The 25,078-nt window shown below is 61.6% G+C and carries 22 protein-coding genes; 7 read left to right on the forward strand and 15 right to left on the reverse strand.

Annotated features, from left to right (window positions below; genetic code table 11):
• Positions 1–5 precede the first annotated feature (5 nt).
• Both ACJJV6_RS08645 and ACJJV6_RS08650 read left to right on the forward strand, forming a co-directional pair.
• A complete protein-coding gene (locus tag ACJJV6_RS08645; RefSeq protein ID WP_193592506.1) occupies positions 6–1,745 on the forward strand; it encodes an L-lactate permease in 1,740 nt (579 codons plus the stop codon).
• 77 nt (positions 1,746–1,822) lie between these two features.
• Positions 1,823–2,557 (forward strand): FadR/GntR family transcriptional regulator, encoded by a 735-nt coding sequence (locus ACJJV6_RS08650; protein ID WP_009357492.1) that lies wholly within the window; start codon positions 1,823–1,825, stop codon positions 2,555–2,557.
• A gap of 106 nt (positions 2,558–2,663) precedes the next feature.
• Here the strand turns inward: ACJJV6_RS08650 and ACJJV6_RS08655 are convergent, their stop codons facing one another.
• The 7 genes from ACJJV6_RS08655 to ACJJV6_RS08685 all read right to left on the reverse strand — a co-directional run bounded on the left by ACJJV6_RS08655 (position 2,664) and on the right by ACJJV6_RS08685 (position 11,069).
• Positions 2,664–2,852: a hypothetical protein gene (locus ACJJV6_RS08655; RefSeq protein ID WP_009357491.1), complete on the reverse strand. Its 189-nt coding sequence runs from the start codon at positions 2,850–2,852 to the stop codon at positions 2,664–2,666.
• A gap of 650 nt (positions 2,853–3,502) precedes the next feature.
• A complete protein-coding gene (locus ACJJV6_RS08660) occupies positions 3,503–5,170 on the reverse strand; it encodes a thiamine pyrophosphate-dependent enzyme (protein ID WP_407710482.1) in 1,668 nt (555 codons plus the stop codon).
• 86 nt (positions 5,171–5,256) lie between these two features.
• Positions 5,257–5,832 carry a hypothetical protein gene (locus tag ACJJV6_RS08665; RefSeq protein WP_009357489.1) on the reverse strand — a complete coding sequence of 192 codons (576 nt, stop codon included), beginning with the start codon at positions 5,830–5,832 and terminating at the stop codon, positions 5,257–5,259.
• A gap of 43 nt (positions 5,833–5,875) precedes the next feature.
• Complete coding sequence (locus ACJJV6_RS08670) at positions 5,876–6,166, reverse strand: hypothetical protein (protein ID WP_407710312.1); 291 nt, start codon at positions 6,164–6,166, stop codon at positions 5,876–5,878.
• 635 nt (positions 6,167–6,801) lie between these two features.
• Entirely contained in the window at positions 6,802–8,499 is a 1,698-nt protein-coding gene (locus ACJJV6_RS08675; protein ID WP_009357487.1) for a urocanate hydratase, read from the reverse strand.
• Between the two features lie 546 nt (positions 8,500–9,045).
• Positions 9,046–10,416: an MFS transporter gene (locus ACJJV6_RS08680; protein ID WP_009357486.1), complete on the reverse strand. Its 1,371-nt coding sequence runs from the start codon at positions 10,414–10,416 to the stop codon at positions 9,046–9,048.
• Positions 10,413–11,069: a flavin reductase family protein gene (locus tag ACJJV6_RS08685; protein ID WP_035752437.1), complete on the reverse strand. Its 657-nt coding sequence runs from the start codon at positions 11,067–11,069 to the stop codon at positions 10,413–10,415. The genes ACJJV6_RS08680 and ACJJV6_RS08685 overlap by 4 nt, the downstream gene beginning before the upstream one ends.
• A 115-nt stretch (positions 11,070–11,184) precedes the next feature.
• On the opposite strand from ACJJV6_RS08685, the gene ACJJV6_RS08690 reads away from it, so the two are divergent.
• Positions 11,185–11,847: a GntR family transcriptional regulator gene (locus tag ACJJV6_RS08690; protein WP_009357484.1), complete on the forward strand. Its 663-nt coding sequence runs from the start codon at positions 11,185–11,187 to the stop codon at positions 11,845–11,847.
• A gap of 377 nt (positions 11,848–12,224) precedes the next feature.
• Here the strand turns inward: ACJJV6_RS08690 and ACJJV6_RS08695 are convergent, their stop codons facing one another.
• From ACJJV6_RS08695 to ACJJV6_RS08715, 5 genes are all read right to left on the reverse strand, one after another.
• Positions 12,225–12,869, reverse strand: coding sequence for a LysE family translocator (locus ACJJV6_RS08695; protein WP_354176590.1), 645 nt, complete (start codon positions 12,867–12,869; stop codon positions 12,225–12,227).
• 129 nt (positions 12,870–12,998) lie between these two features.
• Positions 12,999–13,565 carry a recombinase family protein gene (locus ACJJV6_RS08700; RefSeq protein ID WP_354176578.1) on the reverse strand — a complete coding sequence of 189 codons (567 nt, stop codon included), beginning with the start codon at positions 13,563–13,565 and terminating at the stop codon, positions 12,999–13,001.
• A 186-nt stretch (positions 13,566–13,751) separates the two neighbouring features.
• Positions 13,752–14,519: a DUF1828 domain-containing protein gene (locus tag ACJJV6_RS08705; protein ID WP_009357479.1), complete on the reverse strand. Its 768-nt coding sequence runs from the start codon at positions 14,517–14,519 to the stop codon at positions 13,752–13,754.
• Between the two features lie 711 nt (positions 14,520–15,230).
• Complete coding sequence (locus tag ACJJV6_RS08710) at positions 15,231–16,079, reverse strand: hypothetical protein (protein WP_160166599.1); 849 nt, start codon at positions 16,077–16,079, stop codon at positions 15,231–15,233.
• 479 nt (positions 16,080–16,558) lie between these two features.
• Complete coding sequence (locus ACJJV6_RS08715) at positions 16,559–17,500, reverse strand: LysR family transcriptional regulator (RefSeq protein ID WP_009357545.1); 942 nt, start codon at positions 17,498–17,500, stop codon at positions 16,559–16,561.
• Between the two features lie 122 nt (positions 17,501–17,622).
• Between ACJJV6_RS08715 and ACJJV6_RS08720 the strand changes: the two genes are divergently transcribed.
• From ACJJV6_RS08720 to ACJJV6_RS08735, 4 genes are all read left to right on the forward strand, one after another.
• Complete coding sequence (locus ACJJV6_RS08720) at positions 17,623–18,615, forward strand: DUF1852 domain-containing protein (RefSeq protein ID WP_407710313.1); 993 nt, start codon at positions 17,623–17,625, stop codon at positions 18,613–18,615.
• Positions 18,616–18,635: 20 nt separating this feature from the next.
• Complete coding sequence (locus ACJJV6_RS08725) at positions 18,636–19,682, forward strand: methionine synthase (RefSeq protein WP_407710314.1); 1,047 nt, start codon at positions 18,636–18,638, stop codon at positions 19,680–19,682.
• Positions 19,683–19,684: 2 nt separating this feature from the next.
• Positions 19,685–20,257 carry a flavin reductase family protein gene (locus ACJJV6_RS08730; RefSeq protein WP_407710315.1) on the forward strand — a complete coding sequence of 191 codons (573 nt, stop codon included), beginning with the start codon at positions 19,685–19,687 and terminating at the stop codon, positions 20,255–20,257.
• Between the two features lie 182 nt (positions 20,258–20,439).
• Positions 20,440–21,204, forward strand: a complete 765-nt coding sequence (locus ACJJV6_RS08735) for a YoaK family protein (protein ID WP_407710316.1) — start codon at positions 20,440–20,442, stop codon at positions 21,202–21,204.
• Positions 21,205–21,683: 479 nt separating this feature from the next.
• On the opposite strand, the gene ACJJV6_RS08740 is transcribed toward ACJJV6_RS08735, so the two are convergent.
• The 3 genes from ACJJV6_RS08740 to ACJJV6_RS08750 all read right to left on the reverse strand — a co-directional run bounded on the left by ACJJV6_RS08740 (position 21,684) and on the right by ACJJV6_RS08750 (position 24,939).
• Positions 21,684–21,968, reverse strand: a complete 285-nt coding sequence (locus tag ACJJV6_RS08740) for a hypothetical protein (RefSeq protein WP_407710317.1) — start codon at positions 21,966–21,968, stop codon at positions 21,684–21,686.
• A 63-nt stretch (positions 21,969–22,031) separates the two neighbouring features.
• Positions 22,032–24,173: a DNRLRE domain-containing protein gene (locus ACJJV6_RS08745; RefSeq protein ID WP_407710318.1), complete on the reverse strand. Its 2,142-nt coding sequence runs from the start codon at positions 24,171–24,173 to the stop codon at positions 22,032–22,034.
• 319 nt (positions 24,174–24,492) lie between these two features.
• A complete protein-coding gene (locus tag ACJJV6_RS08750) occupies positions 24,493–24,939 on the reverse strand; it encodes a hypothetical protein (RefSeq protein WP_052014072.1) in 447 nt (148 codons plus the stop codon).
• Between the last annotated feature and the right edge of the window lie 139 nt (positions 24,940–25,078).

The raw sequence follows: 25,078 nt of genomic DNA on the forward strand, positions 1-25,078 counted from the left end.
ACTCCGTGGACCAGTTCACCCCCAGCACCGACCCGGTGCTCAACAGCATCGCCTGGTCGGCCATCGTCGCCCTGCTGCCGCTGCTGACCTTCTTCATCCTGCTCGCCGTCGTCAAAACCAGGGCCCATATCGCCGGGGCCTTCGCCCTGCTGGCGGCCCTGCTCGTCGGCATCGTGGCGTTCCAGATGCCGGCCGGCCTGGCGCTGCTGTCCGCCACCCAGGGCGGGGTCTTCGGCGCCTTCCCCGTGCTGTGGATCGTCATCATGGCCGTCTGGCTCTACCAGGTCACCGTCCTCAGCGGACGCTTCGAGGACCTCCGCCGCGTCTTTGACGTGATCGGTAAAGGCGACGTGCGCCTGCAGGCGGTCCTGATCGCCTTCTGCTTCGGCGGCCTGCTCGAGGCCCTCGCAGGATTCGGCGCCCCGGTCGCGATCACCGCGACCATGCTGCTCGCTCTCGGACTGCCTCCGCTGCGTGCCGCTGCCGCCGTGCTGGTCGCCAACACCGCCCCGGTCGCCTTCGGCGCCATGGCCATCCCGATCACCACCGCCGCCGGGCTCACCGGGCTTCAGGCCACGGACATTGCCTCCATCGTCGGACGCCAGGCACCGCTGCTGGCCACCATCGTGCCGCTGATCCTGCTCTTCATCCTCGACGGCCGCAAGGGCCTCAAGGACTGCTGGCCCGCCGCGCTCGTTGTCGGCTTCTCCTTCGCCGTTGCCCAGTTCCTCTGCTCGAACTACTTCTCCTACGAACTCACCGACATCGTCGCCTCCCTCGCCGGGCTCGGCGCGGCCGTACTGTTCTTCCGCGTCTGGACGCCCAAGGGCAGCAACGCCGCACGCGAACGCCTGGGCGTGCTCGCTGAGGCAGCCGAGAAGGCAGCCTCCGCCACGGCAGGCGGCGGCTCACGCCGGGGCTCAGCTGTCGCCACCGCAGATACCGCCGAAGACCGCCTGACCCCCAGGCGCACCTGGCTGGCCCTGTTCCCGTACTTCCTCGTGATCGTCGTCTTCGGCATCGCAAAGCTGTGGAAACTTGGCGTGAACGTCCCCGCATTCCTCGCCTCGACCGATATCAAGATCCCGTGGCCGATCCTGCACGACGCCCTCGTCAATGCCGAGGGCAAGCCCATCTCATCCACCGTCTACTCATTCCAGTGGCTCTCCACCCCGGGCACCCTGCTGTTGCTCACAGGCCTAATCGTCGCCGCCGTGTATTCCAAGTACAACGACGGTGGCCGCTACCGCATCACGATTGGAGATGCGGTAAAGGAGATTTGGAACACCATTTACCGGATGCGCTGGGCAGGTTTGACGATCATCACGGTCCTCGCCTTGGCTTATGTCATGAACTTCTCCGGGCAGACGATTTCCATCGGCACTTGGCTGGCCGGCACCGGCACCTTCTTCGCATTCCTCTCACCGGTCCTGGGGTGGATCGGCACGGCAGTCACCGGCTCTGACACTTCAGCCAACGCCCTGTTCGGCAAGCTCCAGCAGACCGCAGGCCTGAAGGCCGGAATCGATCCAAACCTTCTCGTGGCTGGCAATACCTCCGGCGGCGTCGTCGGCAAGCTGATCAGCCCACAAAACCTCGCTATCGCCGCATCCTCGGTCAACCTTGAAGGCAAGGAATCCGTGATCCTGCGTAAAGTAGTGGGATGGAGTGTTGCGCTGCTGCTCGTGCTCTGCACGCTGTCCTACCTCCAGTCCACCCCCATCCTTGGCTGGATGCTGCCCTAGCGTTCCAACCCAAACAGTACGGAGTGTGCGGGCAGGCATGCCCGCACACTCCCCGCGCATTAAGGACCGACCCGCCCGTGGCAACCGTTGACGCAGGAGCGACCCCACGCCGTCGCACCCATGACGCGCTCCTTAAAGACATCGAAGCGGACCTGCGCTCGGGCAAAATCAAAGTCGGCGACCGCCTCCCCGGCGAACGAACACTCGCCGAAAACTACGGCATCTCCCGGGCCTCAGTGCGCGAAGCCATCCGCGTCCTCGACGCCATGGGAATACTGCGAAGCTCCGTCGGATCCGGACCCACCTCTGGTGCAATCGTCGTCTCCGACCCGTCCGCCGGACTATCGTCCGCACTCCGGCTGCACGTTGCCAGCAGCACACTTCCGGTCGCAGACATCGTGGAGACCCGCATCCTGCTCGAAACCTGGACAGCCCGGGCCGGCGCGAAAAGAGTTGGCGGTGAGGAAGACCTGGAGCAGGCCGCTCAGCTACTGCACGCCATGGACCACCCAGACATCAATCGTGAAGCCTTCCATGAACTGGACGCCAGGTTTCATGTGACGCTGAGCTCCCTTGCCGGCAATGCAGTAGTGGCGACCATGATGGAATCCCTAAGCGGTGCCATTGTCGGGTACGTGAAAGGTGCCATGGAGGCCATGGACGCCTGGCCGGACGTCATTTCCATACTCCGCACCCAACACCACGGCATCTTCGACGCCGTCAAGGCACGCGACGGAGAACTCGCGGCCCGACTCCTGCAAGAGCACATCGAATGGTTCCACAAGAAGGCACAGGAAGCGACCGACAACTAGGCCATGCCGTGCCAGAACGTTGTCCGACCCCGCCTCGGGTGTTGCTCCGCCGATACCCCGGGACCAGCTTCTGGCGGTGGTCGGCAAGCCCCGCCGAGGAAGACGTTCATTTCCCCGGCCGCGTCTGGGCGGCACGGGAAATGGGCTGGAACCGTCCGGTGCTCCAGCTGCTCAGTTTGTTGACGGCGTCAGGGGTGAAGTTGTGGGCGCCGGGGTCGCGTCGGGCGTAGGTCTGTTTCCCTGAATCGTTGAGAAGGTAGGACCAGGTGCGCGCAAGAAGTTCCCGGGGGATCAAGTGGTCAGACTCGCTTTGGGCGACGAATACCGAAACGCCGGCCAGTCTTGCAGAGGTGACGGGGCGCCTGACGAATCCACCGAAACTCGCCGCGGCAACCCTCACGGCGGACGGAACGTTGAACGGTGACAAGCAAGCAAGCAAGCACATCGGCGCTCGGGGGCTGAAAGTCACGTATCCCGCGGGAGTCCGGAGCGAAACCTATCCGGCGGACGGGGAACGGCGGTGCGTCAAGATAGCGCGAAGTTCCGTTTTATTGACAGTGAATCGCGATGTATTCGCTTTTTACCGGTAAGCAGGATCAAGTAATCTCATCCGCCTGCCCTCTCGACTCGTACCGAGAGGGCGGCGGGCATGGTCGGGAACATTGGTGACTTCTCCAGGTCCGGCAGAGCGCGCGTGCTTTCCATTGAGACTTTCGTTCTTTTTGGGCACGCGGTATGAGCCTTCAAGGTCCCTCTGCAGTGGCCCTTTGTAGATTGAATCAGGAGCCTCTCAGTTGCGAGGTTGGGAAACCCTAGCGGTTTTCATGGGTCCCTGTGAGGAGGAAGGGGAGTGCTGTCCGGCGTCAGGGTCGGCGGAGGCTAATGTGCTGGATGTTCCAGTGATGTGGTCGATTCCGGAACGGTCCAGGATCGGCAAGGGGGGTGTTAGTACGCTTTGACGCGTTGTTCGACGATGAGATGGATGAGTGCGAATACGTTGTCATCGTCTATGGCTTTGAGGGCTGCGGTGAGGGCCTGCGGGATATCGTGATCTTGTTCGACTCTTATGCCGAGGCCGCCGAAGGCTTGGGCCATCAGGGCGAAATCCGGGTTCTTCAGCTGGGTTCCGGAGACGCGGTCCGGGTAGTGGCGTTCCTGGTGGGTGCGGATGGTTCCGTATTCCTGGTTGTCCATCACGACAACCAGGGGAGTGGCTCCGTATTGTGCTGCGGTGGCCAGTTCCTGCCCGTTCATGAGGAATTCGCCGTCGCCGGCGATGGTAATGACCCGTCGTCCGGGTGTTTCGAGGGAGGCGGCGATCGCTGAGGGCACCGAGTACCCCATGGATCCGTTGCGTGCGCTGAGCATGGAGGCGTAACGGCGGGTAGGAAAGTACCGGTGGGCCCAGTTGGTATGTTCCCCGGCGCCGAAAGTGACCATGGCGTCATGGGGAAGCGTGGGGACGAGGTTGGCCATGAGGGTGTCCATTCGTGCCGGACCGTTGCCTGGAGCGGCAGGTGGCAGAGCAGCGAAGGCTTCCTGTTCCTTGCGCATGCGGGATGTCCAGGCCTTCCATTCTTCTTTCACCGGGAGCTCGATCTCGACAAGGTCGCGGATGAAGACGTCAGGTTTCGCCACGATCTGCCAGGAGACCGGGCCGGATCGTCCGCGCAGGGAGGAGTCGATCGTGACGAGAAAATTCTTCTTGTTCCAGTCCTGCCGGCAGACAAAACCGTCGGTGATGACATCGCCGGGCACTGTGCCGACGAATATCAGCAGGTCGGTTTCTTCCAGGAGATCATAGGTGGGGCGTGGCCGGCCGTAACCGATTGGCCCGACGTATGATGGGGAGTCGAAGGGGACGGTCCCTTGCGTCCGCCATTCTGCGGCTGCGGGGAGATGGTGCTTCTCCAGCCAGGCCGTGAGCTTATCGGCGGCCGCCTGGGACCAGTCATTGCCACCGGTGACGAACAAGGGCTTCGTGGAATCTAACAGTGCTGCGGTTATTGCAGCTGCGTCCGCCGTCGTCATTCCGCCCGTGGCGACGGGTATGACCGGATGCACTGCTGGGTCAACGTGCTCGCGGATGACGTCTTCGGGAAGACCGACCACAACAGGGCCGGGGCGCCCGCTCATGGCTGCGAACATGGCTTCAGCAACGATTTCGGAGGCTCGTTCGGCGTGATCAAGCACCATCACCCGCTTGGCGCCGCTGTTAAACCATGCCTTGATATCGAACTCCTGAAAGGCTTCCCGGTCCCTGTGCGCGAACGGGATGAGGCCCACGAAGAGCACCAGGGGAGTGGAGTCCTGCCAAGCGGTGTGCAGGCCAACGTGTGCATTCGCTGCACCCGGGCCGCGGGTCACCATGGCGACGCCCGGCAGCTGTTTCATTTTGCCGTCAGCTTCAGCCATGTAAGTGGCACCGCCCTCATGCCTGCACACGACGGTGTCTATGGGCGAATCGTGGAGCCCGTCGAGGACGTCGAGGAAGCTCTCGCCGGGAACGACGTAAGCGCGCGTGACGCCATGGGCAACGAGCGAGTCGACGATGACGTGTCCTGCGGATTTGGTCAGCTGCCAAGCGGGAAGCTCACCTGCACCGGCCCTCACCGCTCCGGCACGGGGATCTGCCGACGCGGTCGAATCCAACACGTAAGGGCCTTGTTGCGGTGCCTCGGGCGAAGCTGAGGTCGTTGTCACTGGTTCTTCTCGTCTCCTAGGTTTTCCATGAGGTTCGGTGTCAGGCCCGCAGGCGCCAAATTTTCAGGACCCGGGGCGGGTCGTGTCAGAGGCTTGTTGTGGCGTGTTGCGCGGGCCAGAATGCTGATCTGTTCGAGGGTGAGGCCGGAAGCCGTCGCCAGCTGTGCTGGGTCGAGTAGTCCCGTTTCAAGCGCTCTGACGATGAGCTGTTCCTGTTGCTTTTGTAATTCCCCTCGTACGGCCTCGAGTTTGTTGGCCTGCTGGCTAACGGCGCTGAGGCTTTGAACGTGGGATTTGGCGGTGACGCCGGAGTGGGGGAGTTCTTCCCAGGCCAACGCGAGGGATCTTGCTTTGGCGGGGGTTACACCTGCTGCGCAAGCGACTACGTGCACGGGCACATCGTCCCAGATAGCTTGTGCAATTCCTGAGTCCAGCTCGCCTCGCAGACTGCTAAGTCTGCTGGAGATGCGGGCCAGGCCTTGGCCCTGGATGATGAGTCCTTGGTGGAGTTTCTGCCTGTCGCGCACCGCCCGCTGTTCGGAACCTGCTTTGCTCCTGTAGGTGTAAGTCATCTCGTGGCAACCTGGCGGCAGTGGCTTGTGCTGTTGCTCGTCATCATCTCGGGCATTTGGTCCTCGCAGCCTCAGGCGCCGGCATTGTCGCCTGTTGGCTGATCGCCGCGGGACGGCGCTTCTCCGGCAGGTCGTGGGAATCAGCCCACACTTCGAATCCTTCTGCTGCTTCGAAGATCCTTCGGCTTTCTGTGCCGTCCGCCGCCAGCCACAGCATTGCGACGTCGGCGGCGACGGCGTCAACGACTCCGGCCCGCACTAACCGGCCGCGCCTGCGGATCTCGACTTCAGCGCCCACAAAGCGGCCCCAGTCATCGCATCGGTAGGAGTTCATGGTGGTTCTTTCTGTTAAAGAGGCTAAGCATTCTCGGGCGCTTCTACGGGGGCTAGTCGGTCTCCGGTCCCTCGCAGTAATGGCAGCCGTCGTCACAATAAGGCGGGGCGGCCGGAAGGACGGCAACCGGGAATCCGGTCTCGGGATTGTCGATGCGGGGGGCTTGCCAGGGTTTATTCCCCGAGGGAAGCTGCGGGTTTCGTCCAGCGCGCTGAATGAGTGGTGGGCTAGAAACTGCCAATGGTATCTCCCGGGAAAGAATGGCCGTCCTTGGGCCGAGGGTGCCTGGATTCGCTTGCGACCAGCATCCACCCCACAGATGGGCTGTTGTCCGTCTGCAGGACGCTGCCCTTCGCGATGCCTTGCCAGGCAGCTGTCCGGCCTACATGCTCCCGCCATCCCTCCATCGGGCAGTGCTCCCCGGTTCTCGCTCCGCGGGCTTCAGTAAAGTTCAATTCGGGGTTCTGCTCGTAAAGAGTGCGTTTCTTCACCCTGGCCTCGATACCGCATCGTGGTCTGACTCCGACCGTTCAATTGGTGCTCCTTGGCGGGCGCTCGGTACCATCCTGTTTGCCTTCCCGGGTTGCTCGGGGTTGCTTGCTCATCTGTTCCCGAAAATCCCGGTCCTTCATCCCTTACCTGCTTTCATTCATGGGGATGCGGACGCCGCGCTCTTGGGCGACGTCGAGGGCGCGGTCGTAGCCGGCGTCGGCGTGGCGGATGACGCCCATGCCGGGGTCGTTGGTGAGGAGGCGTTCGAGTTTTTGCGCGGCGAGGTCGGTGCCGTCGGCGACGGAAACCTGGCCGGCGTGGATGGAGCGGCCGATGCCCACGCCGCCGCCGTGGTGCAGCGAAACCCAGGTGGCGCCGGAGGCGGTGTTGAGCAGGGCGTTCAGCAGCGGCCAGTCGGCGATGGCGTCCGAGCCGTCGGCCATGGCCTCGGTTTCGCGGTAGGGGGAGGCGACGGAGCCGGAGTCCAGGTGGTCGCGGCCGATCACGATGGGAGCCTTGACCTTCCCTTCCTTCACGAGCTGGTTGAACAGCAGGCCGGCCTGGTGGCGTTCGCCGTAGCCGAGCCAGCAGATGCGGGCCGGCAGGCCCTCGAAATCCACCCGCTCCTGGGCGGCGTCGATCCAGCGGTGCAGGTGTGCGTTGTCCGGGAAGAGCTCCTTGATGGCTTCGTCCGTGACGCGGATGTCCTCCGGGTCGCCAGACAGGGCAACCCAGCGGAACGGGCCGAGCCCCTCGCAGAACAGCGGGCGGATGTAGGCGGGAACGAAGCCGGGGAACTCGAACGCACGGGCGTAACCGCCCTTGCGGGCTTCGTCGCGGATGGAGTTGCCGTAGTCAAAGACCTCGGCGCCGGCGTCCTGGAATTCCACCATGGCCTGGACGTGCCTGGCCATCGATGCCTGGGCCTTCTTGGTGAAACCTTCCGGGTCAGCCTCGGCTTCGCGGTGCCACTCCGCCACCGAGATGCCTTCAGGCAGGTAGCTCAACGGATCGTGCGCGGACGTCTGGTCGGTGACGATGTCCACGGTGAGTTCGCCTGCCTTGTGGCGGCGCAGGATCTCCGGGAAGACTTCGGCGGCGTTGCCCACGTAGCCCACTGACCAGCCGCGGCGCTCTTCCTTGGCCTTGAGCACCTTGGCGATGGCGGCGTCGAGATCGGTTTCCACCTCGTCCAGGTAGCGCTTGCCGACGCGGCGGCGCAGGCGGGTCTCGTCGACGTCGACAATGAGGCAGGCGCCCTCGTTCAGGGTCACGGCCAGCGGCTGGGCGCCGCCCATGCCGCCGCAGCCGCCGGTGAGGGTCAGGGTGCCCGCGAGGGTGCCGTTCTCGTCTCCGGTCAGCTTGCGGGCGATTGCGGCGAAGGTCTCGAAGGTGCCCTGCAGGATGCCCTGGGTGCCGATGTAGATCCAGGATCCGGCCGTCATCTGGCCGTACATCATCAGGCCCTCGGCCTCGAGCCGGCGGAATTCGGGCCAGTTGGCCCAGTCGCCCACCAGGTTGGAGTTGGCCAGCAGCACACGAGGCGCCCATTCGTTGGTGCGGAACACCCCGACCGGTTTGCCGGACTGGACCAGGAGGGTCTCGTCCTTTTCCATGGATTCCAGCGTGCGGGTGATCGCGTCAAATGCGGCCCAGGAGCGGACGGCACGGCCGGTTCCGCCGTAGACCACCAGGTCATCCGGGCGCTCGGCGACCTCGGGGTCCAGGTTGTTCATCAGCATGCGCAACGGGGCTTCGGTCTGCCAGGACTTTGCGGTGAGCACGGTGCCGCGGGCTGCTTTGACCGGGCGGGCACCGGTGGTGAAATCGGCGGGTGCCATGGTGGCTCCTTAAGGAAGTAAGTGTGAACTGACTTGTGACTTTGTTTTTGGACGCGGGAGACTGAACCGCCTTCACCGGGTCTGATGTCAGTGACTCAGGGAAACTGCGGGAGTGCCAACCCAAATGGCAGTCCACCCGGTGCGGGAAGTTATTCCTCCATGTCGGGGAACAGGGCACCGTCATAGCTGGTTGGTACAAGGTCCTGTGTCATGGGGGGTGCCTCCTGCCAACGGCTGCCCCGGGAAGAGGCACACATGCGGTCAGGCTGGGGATCGGTTCGCTGCTTCATTGTGGTTCACCTGATTGTTTGACTTGTTGGCGGTAGCGGAACCAAGAGGGATGGCGGTCACAGCGGTTAGGGGAGATTGATCTGCCGCTGCGGAAGCGCCCGAATCGGGATCGGGAAGGTGGACCTCGAGGAGGCGTTGGGCCTGCAAACTCCGCCGCGCCCGAGTTTGGTGTCTTCCCAGGCGGAGCGTTTGGAGAGCGCTGGGGACGTCTGCACGTCCCCAGCGCTTTCCGGAAGGGCAGGTTTGGGGACTGTGTTATGCCCCACGGACGAGGCTGTTGTTTTTGGTTTCGCGCATGAGTAGGCCGGTGATCAGGGTGATGGCGGCGACTCCTACGAGGTAGAAGAGGAACCAGTCCTGGTGGCCTGCCTGGCCGAGGGCTGTGTTTACGTAGGGTGCGGTTCCGCCGAATATGGCTGTAGCGAAGGAAAGGGGGCCCGCGACTCCGGCGGCGCGGACTTTGGTGGGGAATACTTCTGCCCAGACTGCGCCGTTGACTCCGAAGAGCAGGGCCATGGCTGTCAGTGATGCCAGCATGGCCAGGAGCAGGGTTCCGAAGGTCCCGTCGACGAGGTTGTAGATCGGAATGGTCAGCAGGACGAAAGCTGCGCCGAAGGCGATGACCAGGGGTTTGCGTCCGATGCGGTCTCCGAGCCACCCTGCGCCCAGGACGGCCCCGAGGAAGAATACCTGGGCGATGAGGCTGGCGACCAGTGCGCTGGAAGCATCCTGTTTGTAGTGGACTTGTGCGTAGGTAGGCATGTAGATCAGCCAGGTGTAGAACATGACTGAGCCGCCTGCTGACAGGCCGAAGACGATGAGGATTGAGCGCCAGTAGTGAAGCAGGCCGCGCTTTACCTGCCCGGCCGAACCTGATTGGCCGGGCAGGAGTGACTCGGCATCGGGGTCGTTTCCGTCGGAGTGCGAGGCTTTCTCGAATGCGTCGGTCTCGGTCAGCCGCCGGCGGAGGTAAAGGGCGTAGAGGCCGAGCACGCCACCAATGGCGAAGGCGATCCGCCAGCCCCAGGCTTTCATGTCGTCCGAGGGGAGGCTGGAGTTCAGGATCAGGCCGGTGATGGTGGCGAGTATGGTTCCGAGGACGACGCTGACCCAGGACGTGCTGCCGAAAAGTGCGCGTCGCCCCTGGGGGGCGCGTTCGACCAGGTAGGTCACGGAGGTGCCCATTTCGCCGCCGTGGGCCAGGCCTTGCAGGAGACGGGCGACGAGCAGGAGCACGGACGCCAGGACCCCAACGGAGCCGTAGGTTGGTGCGATGGCGATGGCGATGCTGCCGAAGGCTGTGAGCATCATGGCGACGGTCAAGCTCTTGCGGCGGCCGGCACGGTCGGCGTACGCGCCGAAGAGGAACCCGCCCAGGGGCCGGGTCACGAAGCCGACGGCGAACACGGCAAGTGTCGACAGCAGCGCGGAGGTGGGGTTGTCGGGCTGGAAGAACTGGACGGCGAAATAGGGGGCGAAGATCGAATAGATCGTCCAGTCGTACCATTCCAGGGTGTTGCCGAAGTTGACGGCGATGAGGTCCCTGAACCTTTTGCTCTTATCCGCTGCGGTGGTCTCAGGCAGCGGTCCCGCGGCCGCCCGGGTGGAGCTGCTGTGGTTGGTCATGCTGCCCGTCCTTCCAGACCCATCTGGGCGTCCTGGTCCGCTCCGGGCACGCGCATCTCAAATGTCTCGCGCACCACGGTGTAATCGAAGTATCCCAGACGGGCGATGGGCTCAATTTTTTTGATGTCCAGCCTGCCGTCAACCGTGATGACTTCATCATCGATGTGCACCGTTTCGACAGTGGCGAAGATGATATCGACCGTTCCGACCGCGGAGGCCCCGGGGATGCGGTGGGTGGAGTGGTACTTGCATTCGAACTTAACCGGGCTCTCCTGCACCATCGGGACCGGGAAGTTCTCTGCATAGGTGCGCGTCAGCCCCAGATGCTCGAATTCGCTTTCCTCAGGACCGAGGGCCATGGCGGACTTGTTCACAGCTTCACGCAACGGGTAGGTCGCCATGTTCCAGACGAACCAGCCGGTGCTCTCAGCATTAATGACTGTGTCTTTCCGGCGCCCGTCCGGGTATTGGTTGGCCGAAAACATCACCATCGGCGGGTCAAAGGTCAAGTTCTGCCACTGGCTGTAGGGCGCGATGTTCTCCACGCCGGTCGTGCTCACGCTGGAGAGCCAGCCGATGGGACGGGGGACAGTGCAGCTCTTGAAAGGGGAGTAAGGCAAGGGGCTGGGCTCGGTGGCCGGGTTGTACTTCACGACATTCTCCATGTGGTGGGGATCACTGCTACACCTTCAGCGTAGAGTATATATCCGGAATATATCAAGAGTATGCGCGTGCCTATTGTGTAGCCTGTAGGGGAAGGGGAGTGGGATGACGAAGGCTGACGACGCGTATTTATTGCTTGCCGAGATGATCGAGACCGGGCGGCTGGAACCGGGGACCTTCCATACAGAGGCCGGACTGGTGGAGGAGGTCGGGCTCGGACGGACGCCGCTGCGGGAAGCTCTCCAGCGTCTGGACCGGGACCATTTGGTCCGCATCAGGCCCGGCCGGGGGATCGAGATCCCGGCGAATTCGGTGGATGAACAACTCCGGCGGCTCGAAGTCCGCAGGGCCATGGAGGCTCTTGCGGTGGCGTTGGCATGTGAAAGGGCGACCACCGCCCAACTCGCCGGCATTGAGGCACTCACCGAGGAGCTGGCAGACATCCATGATCTGGAGGACTACGTTCGGGCCGTCCGGGCGACGCACCGCATACTTTGCGAAGCTGCACACAACGAGTACCTGGGTGATGCCATGACCCCGCTGCAGGGGCTGTCCAGGCGGTTCTGGCTGGCTCATGTTGTTGATGCCGCCGAAGAAGTGCGGGCAGGGAAGGGGATGCACCTGCAGCTGCTGCGGGCAATCCTGGCCCGGGACGCAGAAGCCGCCCAGCAGGCATCCATACAGCTCAATGATTACCTTGTCAGGTTTGCCCTAAGTGTTGCGACCCGCAACGCAAGGCTGGGACGCCTGGGGGCACCGCAGTACTAGCTGGTTGCGTTCCTGCCGGTCCATCCCTGCAGAGACGCGTCCGGTGATGTTCCGGGCACTCCTGGCGCTAGCCGTCCCGTCGGGTCTTCCGGCCTGAGGAGGATTGCTTCTGCAACAGTTGCTCGCACTGGGCGCCAGCGGAGCGCTCTACGAGTACGACTTCGGCGACAGCTGACTGCACCGGCTCGCGCTAGTGTCCCGGCGCCCTGTCGACGACGACAGTCCTCCGGCACGGCAGGGTCGAAGACCAGGACGACTTGCCGGCTAAGAAGAGATCAGGGGCACCGTGGCCAACCCCGCCGACCGAGGGGAAAATAGAGGGACTGTTCGCGGACATTCACGATGAGTTGTGAGTCTTTGAGGACAGCAAGGAAAAGCTAGTGGGCAGGGTCGAGGGCGAGTTTCACGCCGAAACCTACGAGGACAGATCCGGTGATGCTATCGATGATGCGAATGCTTCGGACGCCCTGGAGCCAGCGGGCGGCGTAGCCTGAACCGAAGATCAGCAATGTGAACCAAGCCATGGACAGCAGGCAGTGGACGCCGGCGAGCAGCACGCCTACCAGCAGTGGTGAGGTGCCCGCCGGTATGAATTGGGGAATGGTGGCGATGTAAAAGACACCCACCTTGGGGTTGAGCAGGTTCGTTCCGGTGCCGATCAGCCAGCCCTTGAACAAATCATTTCTTTCGGAGGTGACTCCAGCCGCTTCACCTGCCGGCCTGGCAGGGATTTTATCTTTTCGCATAGTCTTCCACAGGAAAGTCGCCCCCAGCCAGACCATGTATGCCGCTCCGGCGAGTGTGAGCACACGGTAGGCCAAGTCCGAAGCGGCCAGCAGCGCCGATACGCCGACTGCTGCGGCTACGCCCCAAATCATCGCGCCGGTGCTGATGCCCAGCGCCGTGGCAAAGGCGAAGCTTCGCGACTTGGAAATGGATGACCTCAGGACTAATGCCGTGTCCAAGCCGGGGACCAGTGTCAGAAGTCCGGCAACAAGCGCGAAGGAAAAAACAACGGTCATGAGAGTCACCGTTCAAGGATAGATGGGATTCTCGCAGCTACTTCTACTCCCGTGGTCTAACGCCGATAATGGACGTTCTGTAAAGTAGGTTGTCCCGCCCAGGCGGCCGTGTCGCTCGAGCAAGGAGCTTCATGCCAGCTTGGCTTGGCGCAGGTACTGGTAAACAGTCTCCCTGCTGATTCCGTAATCACGGGCCAGAATGACTTTGGGAACACCGGTGTCGGCACGCTTGACCATCTCGGCGACACGTTCAGATGAGAGCATCTTTTTCCGGCCCTTGTAGGCTCCGCGCTGCTTGGCCAGGGCAATTCCTTCCCGCTGGCGTTCCCGGATGAGCGAGCGTTCAAACTCTGCGAAGGCACCCATTACCGAGAGCAGGAGGTTGGCCAAGGGGGAGTCCTCACCGGTGAAGGTCAGGTTCTCCTTCAGGAACTCGACGCGGACACCTCTGCGCGTGAGGCCCTGAACAAGGGCCCTGAGATCGTCAAGGTTCCGGGCGAGCCGGTCCATGCTGTGCACGAGGACCGTGTCCCCGTCGCGAGCGAACCGCAGCAGTTCAGCTAGTTGGGGTCTTGCGGTGTCCCTCCCGGACGCCTTGTCCGTAAAGACGCGGTCCAAAATTTGGCCTTCGAGCTGGCGCTTTTCGTTCTGATCCAACGTGCTGACCCGCACGTAACCGATCCGCTGTCCGTTCACCGTAGCCTCCAAACTTCGTCTGTGAGGTTGAGTTCTAGGCTTGTCCTACAACGAAGTCAAGATCTGGCTTAAGGAATGCTCAAATTACCGCCTTGCACAGACGGAGACTAGGGAAGACGCCTAGCCACTCTAATTCAACTTGGGCGGCACGCGACTCTGATGCACTCTTGATTCAGGAGTCAGACGCTATGCTGCTTCAGCATGAAGCAGTTCGTCCACCATCGCTCCCAGCCCATCTTCAAAACGGGTAGTGCTGACGTCCTCCAAGGCTTTTACCTGCCAGTTCTCCCATTTGGAAACAGGGCCTTGTAGCAGCGCAATCCGTTTCTCGGGTGGAATGGTGGAACTGTTAAATAGCGAGATGGTGTGATCGAAGCTGCTCATACGGTCGGAGGCGCCCACGGCCTGTATGTAGTTCACGTGTTTTACCCCGACCGAGCATGTAACAACTCTCTTGGAACCATACTTTCCCGGAATCACCGCGCGTGGAACAACAGTGAGGCGATGACCCAGTGTGCTTACTACTCGCTCGGAGAAGGATTTCGGACGGTACTGGGAAGCAAGGACCCTCAGCCCATCTGCACGTATCGCAGAGTCTGCCACCGCGTATAGCGCACTGCTAAGTGACTTCCTGTCAGCGAAAGCGCTGATCTCCCAATCCTCAGCCGCCAGCGCTGGCAAATATCCCACTGAAGACCTAATCTGCAGCCACGCGGCCGAAATCTGCTTCTTTCCCAGGTCCACGCCCGCCATATCCAAATGGTCTGAGAGTAAGCCCTGATCACTTATTTGAGCAGTTTCACCATCAAACTCGACGTAAAGAACCACAGGTGTACCGTCGTGCAAGGTGTGGGGGAGTGTGAAAAGAAAGCCGCCTCCAGCCTCTTCCACATCGATTTGACGCCTGTAACTGGCAACCATTTCATCAACGATCTCGCTCGTTGTTTCGGTCATAAGGGAGCCCCCTTTTAAGGATCGCACCAGGTAACACCACCTGCATCTATCTTGTAGCGTTCCGTGAAGTAATGGAATACGGATCGGTACAAGCCGGGCCGGATCTCCCCGTCGCGGGGGAAATTTAGCGGGGGGGGGGGGGCGGGTCGGGGAGGAACGTCGGCCGGGAGTCCGGATATGGCGTTTCTTGTATGTGCGTACAGTCGAACATCTCGGCGCCCTCCCTATGCTTGTCATTGACATCTAGACGGAGCATGCAGACGTCCCGGGCAACCAGAAGCACATGTGGTGAATACGGCCGCTTGGGGTTCACCTTCATTCTCAAGTGAAGCTCTCCGTCTGCCATCGCAGGATGGGAAACTGACAAGCGGCTGTCCCAGGAGGCCGCTCGCTTCGTCCACACCACCGTCCCATGGACTGTGAGCAGTCCTCCGTCGCGCAGAGCAAGGAACTCTGAATATGAGTATGTCATGAGGCGCCGACAGGAAATGAGTCCTCATCACGGGACCTTGCTCCGGTGCTTGCAGCGGTTATCGCTTCCCCCAATCAACGTGTGATCACCCTATGAGCACACATCACAGAATACATCCCTACTCGTAGAGCCGGCCCGAGCTGATTCCCTGACAGCAATTGCAGGGCGGCGAGTTCAGAAGTCTAGGGAAACGTAGGCGCGCACGAAGGTTGGCAGCTGTGCTTGTGGCCATCCCCGACTTAGCAATTCTCCAACATGCTGTGCACACCCGCGAGAGAGGCAAACAGCGGATGGTCCTGGCTCACGTCATCACCAAATTTTTGAATGCAATCTGCAAGAACCTTAAAATGAATAGTGACGGCAATACTTACGACGTGACCTATGAATTCATCAGATGCTTCAATTCTGGCGGAATTTACGCCGGGAGATGTGTCTCTTTGCTCCAACTTTGACAGGCGGTGAATACCACTGTTCTCTGCGTGCGCGACGGCCGAAAGCATTGAATACTCGGCCGAGCCATCGCTTCCTTGATAAACATGATCGTGAACGGCGGTCGCTAGGGCGGTGAAGGACAATTTGGTATCGGCGGCAGAGAAATTCAGTGAGGAAGCATCGGACTTCAGATCATCTCTCAGCTGTTCTAAGCGCAGCGCTTCTGCCGGCTCCTCACAGGACATGCTTGCGAACTTTAGGTCACTTAGACGTGTAGCCAACCAACGTTTAACTAAAGTTTCCGTGTCGGTGGCATCCACCAGGAAGTGCGCCCGCCCATACGCCTCCATTGCGCCTCTAGCGAGAGTCGCAAGGGGGTATCCGATCGTTCTCGCTGACTGAAGGCTGTCAGCGAGGGCCGAAAGGTGGTCGATTCCGGAGGCCAGGCTCCAGGGAATCCCGGCTACGGCTTGAGTCGCCGGCGCAGTACCAATTGTTCCGGTAACAAAGCCAGCATCATGCTGCGTAACCGTTGCAATCCAGCTCCCCGCGGCATACGTACCTTTTGTCACGATCGTACTGAGCCGGTTTGCAGCGTTCATAGCGGGATCGATGTGCTCAGCGAGGGCGTCCCCAAGGTCATAGCGGAAAGTCATGAAGAAAGTATCCCGTACCAGAGAACCCTGCTTTTGCACGCAATGAGCAAAGCAACGCCTATTTTGCCGGAGCTTCGCCACCAGTGAGGCTCCTATGTATTGTTCAATCGCATTGAAGACTTTGAGCAACGGGCAAGCCGCTGTATCGGCGTCGCCGAATTCCGGAGGTGGTACCCAAGGTTTGAGGCCGACGAATGACTATACGGGGGGAGAGGATTAGTTGAAGGTTCAACTGTATAGCTTTACATAAGGTCCACTATCGGCGTTTCAGAATGCCCGAGGAAGAGCCAATTTTGGTCTAAACCCGAGCGTTCCGCCCGGGCTGGATCGTCACCACCTGGAACAGGCCAGTTTCCTCGCGTTCGTTCGCCCTGGCCATGCCAACGACGGCGACGGGCATGTGCGATACCACCAATCCGCCCGGCTGCAACAAACACGTCCGATTACCGAAGGGGTAAAGACCGCCCGCTCCACTGCAGTCAGTCGAGTAGCGCTACGCCGAACTCAGCGACGACGGCCCGCAATTCCCTGAGGTAGCGCTGCGCTTGGTCGGTAAGCGGAATCGCGGCGTGGCCGATCCAGCCGATTTCAATGCGTTCGTCAACGTCGAGCGGGATGGCGACGATCTCCGGGTCCAGCTGCCCGCTGATGATGCCCGTCGAGATCGTGTAGCCGTGGAGCCCGATCATGAGGTTGAAGATCGTCGCGCGGTCAGAGACCCGGATCTCCTGCTTACTGGACAGGGTGGAGAGAATCTCCTCGGCGAAGTAAAAAGAGTTGTTCGCACCTTGATCGAAGGTTAGCCGCGGCAAGCCGGCAAGATCGGCGAGAGTCGCACGCTCCTTTGAGGCGAGCGGGTTATTCCGCGAAATGAAAATGTGCGGTTCGGCGAGGAAAAGCGGAGTGAACGCGAGCCCGGATTCCCGGAGCAACTTGTCGATGATCTTCCGGTTGAAATCGTTCCGGTACAGGATGCCTATCTCGCTGCGGAGCGTCCGGACATCCTCGATGATGTCCCAGGTGCGGGACTCCCGGAGCGAGAACTCGTATTCGGCGACCTCGGTGGCCTTGACCATCCGGACGAAGGCGTCCACCGCGAACGAGTAGTGCTGCGTTGAGACCCCGAGCAGACGTCGCGTCGGTGGCCTACCAAGGTATCGCTGCTCGAGCAGAGCGAATTGCTCGACGACCTGCCTCGCATAGCCGAGGAACTCTGCCCCGTCGGCGGTGAGGGTGACCCCGCGGGCCGAGCGAACTAGGAGCGCACGGCCCACCCGGGCCTCAAGGTCCTTCATCGCCGCGGACATTGTCGGCTGCGCTACGTAGAGAAGATCGGCAGCCGCGGAGATCGACCCCTCAGCTGCAACCTCAATGAAGTACCGGAGCTGCTGCAGGGTCAGTCCGCTTGAAGGCTGGGGCATAGGAATATCCTATATGAACGCATAGCAGTGCCTAGTTACCCGATACCCCCCTGAAGTCAGCACTATGGATACATCCCCTTCTGAAAGGCCGTCGCCGGCCATCATCAACGGATTGGCAGCGCATGGCAGACGACTTCACCTTCAGCATCAGCACGACCCGCTTCGACGAGGACTACTCCCCGTCGGAAGGCTCCCGGATCACGACGAACTTCGCCAACCTCGCACGGGGCGAGCACCGCCAGGAGAACCTCCGCAACGCCTTGACCATGATCCGGCGCCGCTTCAACGATCTCGCAGACTGGGACAACCCGGACCGGGACCGCTACACGCTCGAGCTTAATATCGTCTCCGCGCAGATTGAGTTCACTGCGGAAGGTACGGATCAGCAGTTCCCCCTGTTCGAGGTTCTCGACATCCAGATCGTCGACCTGCTGAACGGGGTTCGCCACCAAGGGATCGTGGGAAACAATTTCTCCTCCTACGTCCGTGACTTTGACTTCAGCGTCGTACTGCCGGCGGCAGCAGGGGACTCAGGCAAGCCCACCGTTCCCGAGGACTTCGGCGACCTTCACGGCAAGCTGTTCCAGCACTTCCTCGACTCCCCGGTAGGCCAGGAACGCTTTCCGCAGCCGCCGGTGGTCTGCATCAGCGTGTCCACGAGCAAGACGTACCGGCAAACCGGGAACCGCCACCCGGTCCTCGGCGTCGAGTACCAGCAGGACGATTACTCCCTGACGGACGCGTACTTCGGAAAAATGGGGCTGCAGGTCCGCTACTTCATGCCACGAGGCAGCGTGGCTCCCCTCGCCTTCTATTTTCGCGGCGACCTGCTCAACGACTACTCCAACCTGCAGCTCATCGGCACGATCAGCACCATGGAGACGTTCCAAAAGATCTACCGCCCGGAGGTCTACAACGCGAACTCCGCCGCCGCCGCCGTCTACCAGCCGAGCCTGGGCGAGCAGGATTACTCGCGGACCCAGATCGCTTACGACCGCGTCGAGCGCAGCCAGCTCGCGCTCACGCAGGCGAAGTACACGGAGGAGCACTTCATCACGCCCCACAAGGATCTGTTGGACCAGTGGACCGCCAACTACCCCGCTCTCGTCAACTGACCCACGGAGAATCGTCAATCATGAACACACTTTTGCCCACCACCCTTGTCGGAAGCCTGCCGAAACCATCATGGCTCGCACAGCCGGAGACTCTTTGGTCCCCGTGGAAGCTGGAGGGAGATGCGCTGCTCGAGGGCAAACAGGACGCGCTGCGCATCGCCATCCACGAGCAGAGCCGGCGCGGCATCGACATCGTCAGCGACGGCGAGCAAACCCGCCAGCATTTCGTCACCACCTTCATCGAGCACCTCAGCGGGGTGGACTTTGAACAGCGCAAAACCGTGCGCATCCGCGACCGCTACGACGCGAGCGTACCGACCGTCGTCGGACCGGTGCGCCGCGAGCGGCCGGTATTCGTCGAAGACGCAAAGTTCCTCCGCGCAGCCACCGACCGGCCGATCAAATGGACTCTTCCCGGTCCAATGACGATGGTGGACACGCTCTACGATGACCACTATAAGAGCCGCGAGAAGCTGGCCTGGGAGTTCGCCACGATCCTGAACCAGGAGGCGAAAGAACTGGAGGCGGCCGGCGTGGACATCATCCAGTTCGACGAGCCCGCATTCAATGTCTTCCTCGATGAGGTCAAGGACTGGGGCGTGGCCGCGCTTGAGAGAGCGGCGGAAGGACTGCGTGCGGAGACCGCCGTGCATATCTGCTACGGCTACGGGATCAAGGCGAATACTGACTGGAAGGCGACGCTCGGCTCACAGTGGCGGCAATACGAGGAATCGTTCCCGCTGCTGCAGAGCTCCAGCATCGACATCATCTCGCTGGAATGCCAGAACTCCCACGTGCCCATGGACCTCATCGAGCTCCTTCGCGGCAAGAAAGTCATGCTCGGGGCAATCGACGTCGCAAGCGAGACCGTCGAAACCCCGGAGGAGGTCGCCAACACCCTCCGCAAGGCACTGCAGTTCGTCGATGCGGACAAGCTCATCCCCAGCTCGAACTGCGGCATGGCACCGTTCCCGCGGGACGTCGCACTGGCCAAGCTGAGTGCCCTCAGTGCGGGGACAAGCATCGTTCGCGAGGAACTCGCCCGCTCCGTCCCCAGGGTGCCATAACGGTGTTTCACGCCTACCCCACAGACACCTGGCTCGAGGCTCCGCGGCAAAGCTTCCCGTCCTCCCTCTCGGCCGATGAATTCAAAGCACTGTTCCGTGGGCACCCGGGAGGTGTCGCCGTCGTCACGGCCGATGCCGGCGAAGGGCCTATGGCGCTGACGGTATCGTCGGTCGTGTCGGTGAGTGCGGACCCTCCGTTGCTGATCTTCTCGGTCTCGGCACTGTCTTCTGCGTCCGAGGTGCTGTCGCGCGCCGAAACCGTCGTCGTGCACCTGCTGGACGCGCACGACGTCGGCTTGGCGAAGTTTGGAGCGACCCCCGGCGCCGACCGCTTCGACCAGACGCACCGCTGGTCGGCCCTTGCAACCGGCGAAGCGGTGTATGACGATGTCCGCGCCTGGGTGCGCTGCGCCGTCATCAATCGCATGGAGGTAGGCACCTCCACAATCATCGCCGTTCACGCCCTGGAGTTCCGCGTGATGCGTGACGTCCAAGCGGGCGAACCCGGCGACGCTCTGGTTTACCACAACCGTTCATGGCACCGTCTGGGCGAGCACTCCAAGCTCGAAGGCTGAGCGCCGCGCCAACAATGCGAGGCGGCAAGCCGAACGGCTCACGACGGCGGGAGGATAACTCCCACGAAGATCCCAGCGAAAGCGTTATAACGGCGTAATTGTCCAGAGTCATTTGGACAATTGGCGACGGTCACACCTCCCGCCCGGCTGCAGCCCTTCAGAATCATTCAGGAGATTCAAAAATGACCACATCCCTACATACCCCATCTGCCGCACCCAGTGCCCGACTTGGTAATCAAGCAGACGAAGCACAGGTCCTGGCCGAGAAGCGCTGGAATGTGCAGTTGCTTGGGCTCCTAATGGTCCTGACTTTTGGGACTGGGATCGTCGATGCAGTCGGTTATCTCGCCCTTGACCACGTCTTTATCGGAAACATGACGGGGAACGTGGTGATACTGGGCATGGCCATGGCGGGAGCAGATGGCCTTCCAGTGCTAGGTCCTCTGACAGCGATGGTGTGTTTCTCAATCGGCGCCGCGGTGACCGGGCTGGTACTGAGAAAACGATCTGCGGAATGGCGCCTGCCAATCACGGTGCTGCTGCTTGTCGCAGGGCTCCTTCTTTGCTCCCTCGGGGCCCTAGCCTCCCTGGTCGACAATAACCTCACCACCGACATCCGAGTGATCATCTCTTCATTGGCGGCAGCTGCAATGGGAATTCAGGCATGTGTAGCCCGAAAGCTCGCGGTCCGGGAAATGACAACCGTGGTCGTGACCTCCACATTAACCGCGTTGTCGGGTGAGCTTTTCCTCGTAAGGGGGCACAAGGGATTGCTGAACCGGAGAAGTGCTGCGATTGTTGTGCTTCTTCTTGGGGCGGCTCTTGGCGCGCTGCTTGCCGGCGCCGGAGCCGGCCCTGCTTTGATCGTTTCCGGAGCCCTGATAGTTGTTGTGGCATTGCTGGGGCAATGGGGAGCCCGGATTCATCGTTCCTGCCTATCTACCTGAGCCGAGGCGCCGAAGAGGCAAAGAACGGGTGGCCTCCACCAAGCGAAGCCAGCAGCTTCTGGTAAGGGTAAGTCGAAGCGTATTCGACTGCGACCTTTCCTGCCATTTGAATCACTGTTGGGGCCTCGTTTGGTCGAGCCCATACCGTTACCGCCTGAACTCGTTAGTCCGAAAACATGGGCAGACCCGCGGAATATCCTCCGCTTAGAGCACACCCCACTCTGACGAACAGACTGGGAAGGTCTTGACTTTCTTCTCGGGTGGGCCTAAACCTCAACCTGACTGAATAGCACCGGAAGCCTTGGCTTTCTTTTGGGTGGATCTCGAAGTCAATCTGACAGAAACGAAGGTTGGCTGCGCCAATGTCTGGTCTGCGGATTGGGTACGTGCGGGTGAGCACACTGGATCAGAACGAAAAGCGCCAGCTTGACGTCGGGCCACCAAAAGTCAGCACTATCTGAATGTGGTGTCGCGTGGCGTCAGCTGTTCAGCTCGTACCACTTGCGGTTCTGCACTGCGTTGGTCCCGTCCACGTGCAGGCATCCACCGCTGCACACTGACCTGTCCACGCAGAACCCTGTGCCGTCCTCTTGGGTGGCGTAGCACAGGGATGGTGCGACTGTGCCGTTGGCTGATGGGTCTTCGTTCGTGGGTGGTTCGGTGTTCTGTGCCGGGGCTTTGTCCGCGCCGCCGACTGCTGATGCGATGGTGCCTGCTGCGACTACTGCTGTTACTGCTGCTGTTGCAGCTTTCCTGATGCCCATGGTGGTGCTTCCCTTTCCGGCAGATGGTGGGCCCCATGATTGGGGGCCCACCCCTTCTCTTGCTTATGGTGCGGGGCGTGATCCGCTGTCGGTTTGCATGGCGCCGTGAACAGGCTTGAACTCCCATGAGTAGGAACCGTCAGCCTTCAAGCTCATCCGCAGATGCCCCCACGTGTCGCTGAACCGTTTCTGCATGTAGCTTGGCGAGCTCGTGAACGCACGCAGGCTGATGCCGCCCGTGGACACCTGGAACTGCTGCATCCCGTCAGTGGTGCAAACGTCACTCTTGTTCACCGGGCAGGTCCGCTCATAGTTGTGCTGCGAACCGGACAGCAGCACCCGCACCCGGTGCTTGTCGAACACGTCAATCCATGGCTTGCCCTGAGTGAAGCGGCTGTGGCTGGACGTGTTGGACGTGAAGTACGGGTCATGGTAGACAACCGCCAGGTGCTTGCCCGCGGCTTTGGCCCGCCCGAGGTCCGCGTCGAACTCTGCGGTCATTTGGCTTGCACGCGTGGAGTTGTAACGCCATACCGCCGTGGGAGCAAACAGGATGTGCCAGTTGCCCTTATCAATTGCATACCATTCCAGCGCGTCCTGGAACCTGCCCAGTGTGGTGCTGGTAGCTGACTTGGACGTGCTCACACACTGCCCGTCCATGTAGCGGTCCAGGTCGTCGTTCCGGCCCGGCTCCACGTCATGGTTCGGCCCAGGCGTCCAGTAGGTCTTGGACTTGATTGGCCCCCAGTTGCGTTCATAGTTCGCGTAGGAATCATTGCCCGAGCCACAGGTACCGACGCTGTACTGGAAATCACCTACGCCGATGAAGTTGTCCAGCGCTCCACTGTCCAGCGCGCCCCGGATGCTGGCCGCGTTCTTCCCGGAAGCCGAATTGGGGTCCGTCACCCCGGACGGGTTCATATCACCCGTAGCGGCGAAGTCGAACGTATCTCCGCTGGCCGGCGGCGTGATGGGTGTGGGTGTGGGTGTGGGTGTTGGTGACGGCGCGGCCACGTTGTAGACGCGTACCCAGTCCACCCGCATTTCCCCGGCCCCGTCAGCCGTGCTGTCCGGGAACCAGTCCAGCTGCAGCGTTTGGTGCATGGGGCCGGGAGGTTGATGTGCCGGGTCCCTGTCCTCGAACCACTTCACGCCGTCCACGTAACCAACGATGCCCTTGTCGGTCCACTCGACCGCGTAGTTGTGGAACTGGGACACATCGAGGGCCTTCTGCGCCGATGTTTGTTTGTTCTCGCAGGAGTAGTGGTGGAAGAACTTGATGACGTTCCAAGCGCCATCAGTTTCGGCGTAGTCAATTTCGCCGTCGCACGGCCAGTTCTCACTGTCCGGCCAAAGGATGGACACCATGTGATATTCGTTGTCACCGGATCCTGCTGCCCGGACTTCCCACCGCCCATACTTGCGTTTGTCGAACTTGGCGCCCATGCCGGCGGTGGTGCCGTTAGGCGTGCCGTTGATCACGAGTTTGGAGCCGTCAACGGTGGCCTGCTGAGGTGAGCGGATGCCGTTGCCCGCGTGGCCGGCGCTGTTGTAGACGGTCCACTTGGCCGGGTCAGGTGCCCCGGTGTAGTTGAATTCGTCCCCGGCCACTGGGGTACCCCAGTTGAAAGTAGCGGCGGCGGTGGTGCCGTCACCCGGCGGCTGCGTTGGCGTTGTGGTGACAGCTTCCGTAGTGACTACCAGGCGCGGGCGCCGAGCCGGATCCGCGGACTCGTCAGATTTGAAGCCCACCCACTTTTGCCCGTTCGTTTCGAGCTTCAGATTGTTCTCGCCGGCCGTCACACCCTTGGTCACGTCCCACTCCACCCAAGCGCCTGCGGCAAAGCCGCCGGTCTTCCCGAGCCAAGTTCCCCGTGCAGGTGCGTTGTTCCACGTCACGCCGGTTTCAGTCCAGCCGCCCGCCGTGGTGTAAACGTCCACGTACTCACTCGCGGTTGTGGACGCTTCCGAGTAGGCCCTCAGCTTGGCCGACGTGATCTTTTCGCCAGCCGGGACCGTGACGTTGAAGCGCAGCAGGCCATGACGCCAGATGTTCGTCCGGCCTTCCGTCGACCAACGGACGCTGGACCCGAAGTTCTCCGTTGGCCGGTCCGCCTGCACGTACGTGTCGGCGGCGGCCAGGACAGTAACCGGACCCGCCGCGCTCACGGTCCCGCCGCCCACGACGGCAAGTGTAACAAGCATGGCTAACGTTGCTAGGGCGGCAGCGGTCCTCCGCAGGGTGGTTCTCATGGCAGTGCCCTCCATGGTGTTAGGGGTTTTGGCTATGCCTTGCCCCACCCTGCCGTCGCAGGACCGGTGTTGGCCGACGTATGAGTGGCCGGTAGCCAAATCATAGATGAACGTGTGACTTGTGTGACAGACGTTGAATTTGGGGCGGAAGTATGGGTCAGCCAATTGCGGGACCCCTTCAATGCAGCACCCTTGACCATCCTGAATAACATCGAGCTAGCCCCCGCCCAGCTCTCAGCAACGGAAAGACGGTCGTGGAAGAACCGGAAGGTTAGAGGCCGAACCGCTCCTGCGCAGTCCGGGCGGACGTGCCGAGGGCGGCGCCGATTGCCTCCCAGGAGTCTCCGTTTGCGCGGGCAGCCCGGACGGCGGCTTTCAGTTCGGCCTCGGCCTTCGCGGCAGCCGTGCGGGCAGCGGTGATCCGGCGGAAATCTGCGGCAGTCCTGTCGGTGTGAGGTGCCGGGCTGAGGCGAAGGAGTGTGCCATCCACCCGGAGCGGCGCGACCAGTTGCTCGATGTGCAGGACGTAGCCTTCTTCGGGCCGGCGCTGTATGTAGGCAGTGAGGACGGTCTTTCCCTCGCCGTCCTCAAAGTCCACTTTCCCGTAGCTCTCACTCGGGCCAACAGGCCAAGGACGCGGCCGCAACCGCCCTGATGTCTCATACTGCGCCAGCTCGCCGGCCCTGACCTCGGGGACTTGTGCTTCGCGTGGGGTCATCCTGACCGTTCTCCTTCAGGGTGTCTTGCCATGGGATCCGGGTGGGTTCGCAGTGGCATTGGGCGGCGCTCCAGTACAGATACCAGTACAAGCCGCCACGGGTTGAAGCGCACGAGTACCCAGTACTTGTTCCTTCCCG

Origin of the sequence: Arthrobacter nitrophenolicus (assembly GCF_045833485.1) — a bacterium.
Taxonomy (GTDB): Bacteria; Actinomycetota; Actinomycetes; order Actinomycetales; family Micrococcaceae; genus Arthrobacter; species Arthrobacter nitrophenolicus.

What these genes read in the sequence shown, in the direction of transcription:
- ACJJV6_RS08665 (WP_009357489.1), bottom strand. Translation starts at nt 5,832, where the DNA reads ATGACTTACACCTACAGGAGCAAAGCAGGTTCCGAACAGCGGGCGGTG.
- ACJJV6_RS08670 (WP_407710312.1), bottom strand. Translation starts at nt 6,166, where the DNA reads ATGAACTCCTACCGATGCGATGACTGGGGCCGCTTTGTGGGCGCTGAA.
- ACJJV6_RS08675 (WP_009357487.1), bottom strand. Translation starts at nt 8,499, where the DNA reads ATGGCACCCGCCGATTTCACCACCGGTGCCCGCCCGGTCAAAGCAGCC.
- ACJJV6_RS08680 (WP_009357486.1), bottom strand. Translation starts at nt 10,416, where the DNA reads ATGACCAACCACAGCAGCTCCACCCGGGCGGCCGCGGGACCGCTGCCT.
- ACJJV6_RS08690 (WP_009357484.1), top strand. Translation starts at nt 11,185, where the DNA reads ATGACGAAGGCTGACGACGCGTATTTATTGCTTGCCGAGATGATCGAG.
- ACJJV6_RS08695 (WP_354176590.1), bottom strand. Translation starts at nt 12,869, where the DNA reads ATGACCGTTGTTTTTTCCTTCGCGCTTGTTGCCGGACTTCTGACACTG.
- ACJJV6_RS08705 (WP_009357479.1), bottom strand. Translation starts at nt 14,519, where the DNA reads ATGACCGAAACAACGAGCGAGATCGTTGATGAAATGGTTGCCAGTTAC.
- ACJJV6_RS08710 (WP_160166599.1), bottom strand. Translation starts at nt 16,079, where the DNA reads ATGACTTTCCGCTATGACCTTGGGGACGCCCTCGCTGAGCACATCGAT.
- ACJJV6_RS08715 (WP_009357545.1), bottom strand. Translation starts at nt 17,500, where the DNA reads ATGCCCCAGCCTTCAAGCGGACTGACCCTGCAGCAGCTCCGGTACTTC.
- ACJJV6_RS08720 (WP_407710313.1), top strand. Translation starts at nt 17,623, where the DNA reads ATGGCAGACGACTTCACCTTCAGCATCAGCACGACCCGCTTCGACGAG.
- ACJJV6_RS08725 (WP_407710314.1), top strand. Translation starts at nt 18,636, where the DNA reads ATGAACACACTTTTGCCCACCACCCTTGTCGGAAGCCTGCCGAAACCA.
- ACJJV6_RS08735 (WP_407710316.1), top strand. Translation starts at nt 20,440, where the DNA reads ATGACCACATCCCTACATACCCCATCTGCCGCACCCAGTGCCCGACTT.
- ACJJV6_RS08740 (WP_407710317.1), bottom strand. Translation starts at nt 21,968, where the DNA reads ATGGGCATCAGGAAAGCTGCAACAGCAGCAGTAACAGCAGTAGTCGCA.
- ACJJV6_RS08745 (WP_407710318.1), bottom strand. Translation starts at nt 24,173, where the DNA reads ATGCTTGTTACACTTGCCGTCGTGGGCGGCGGGACCGTGAGCGCGGCG.
- ACJJV6_RS08750 (WP_052014072.1), bottom strand. Translation starts at nt 24,939, where the DNA reads ATGACCCCACGCGAAGCACAAGTCCCCGAGGTCAGGGCCGGCGAGCTG.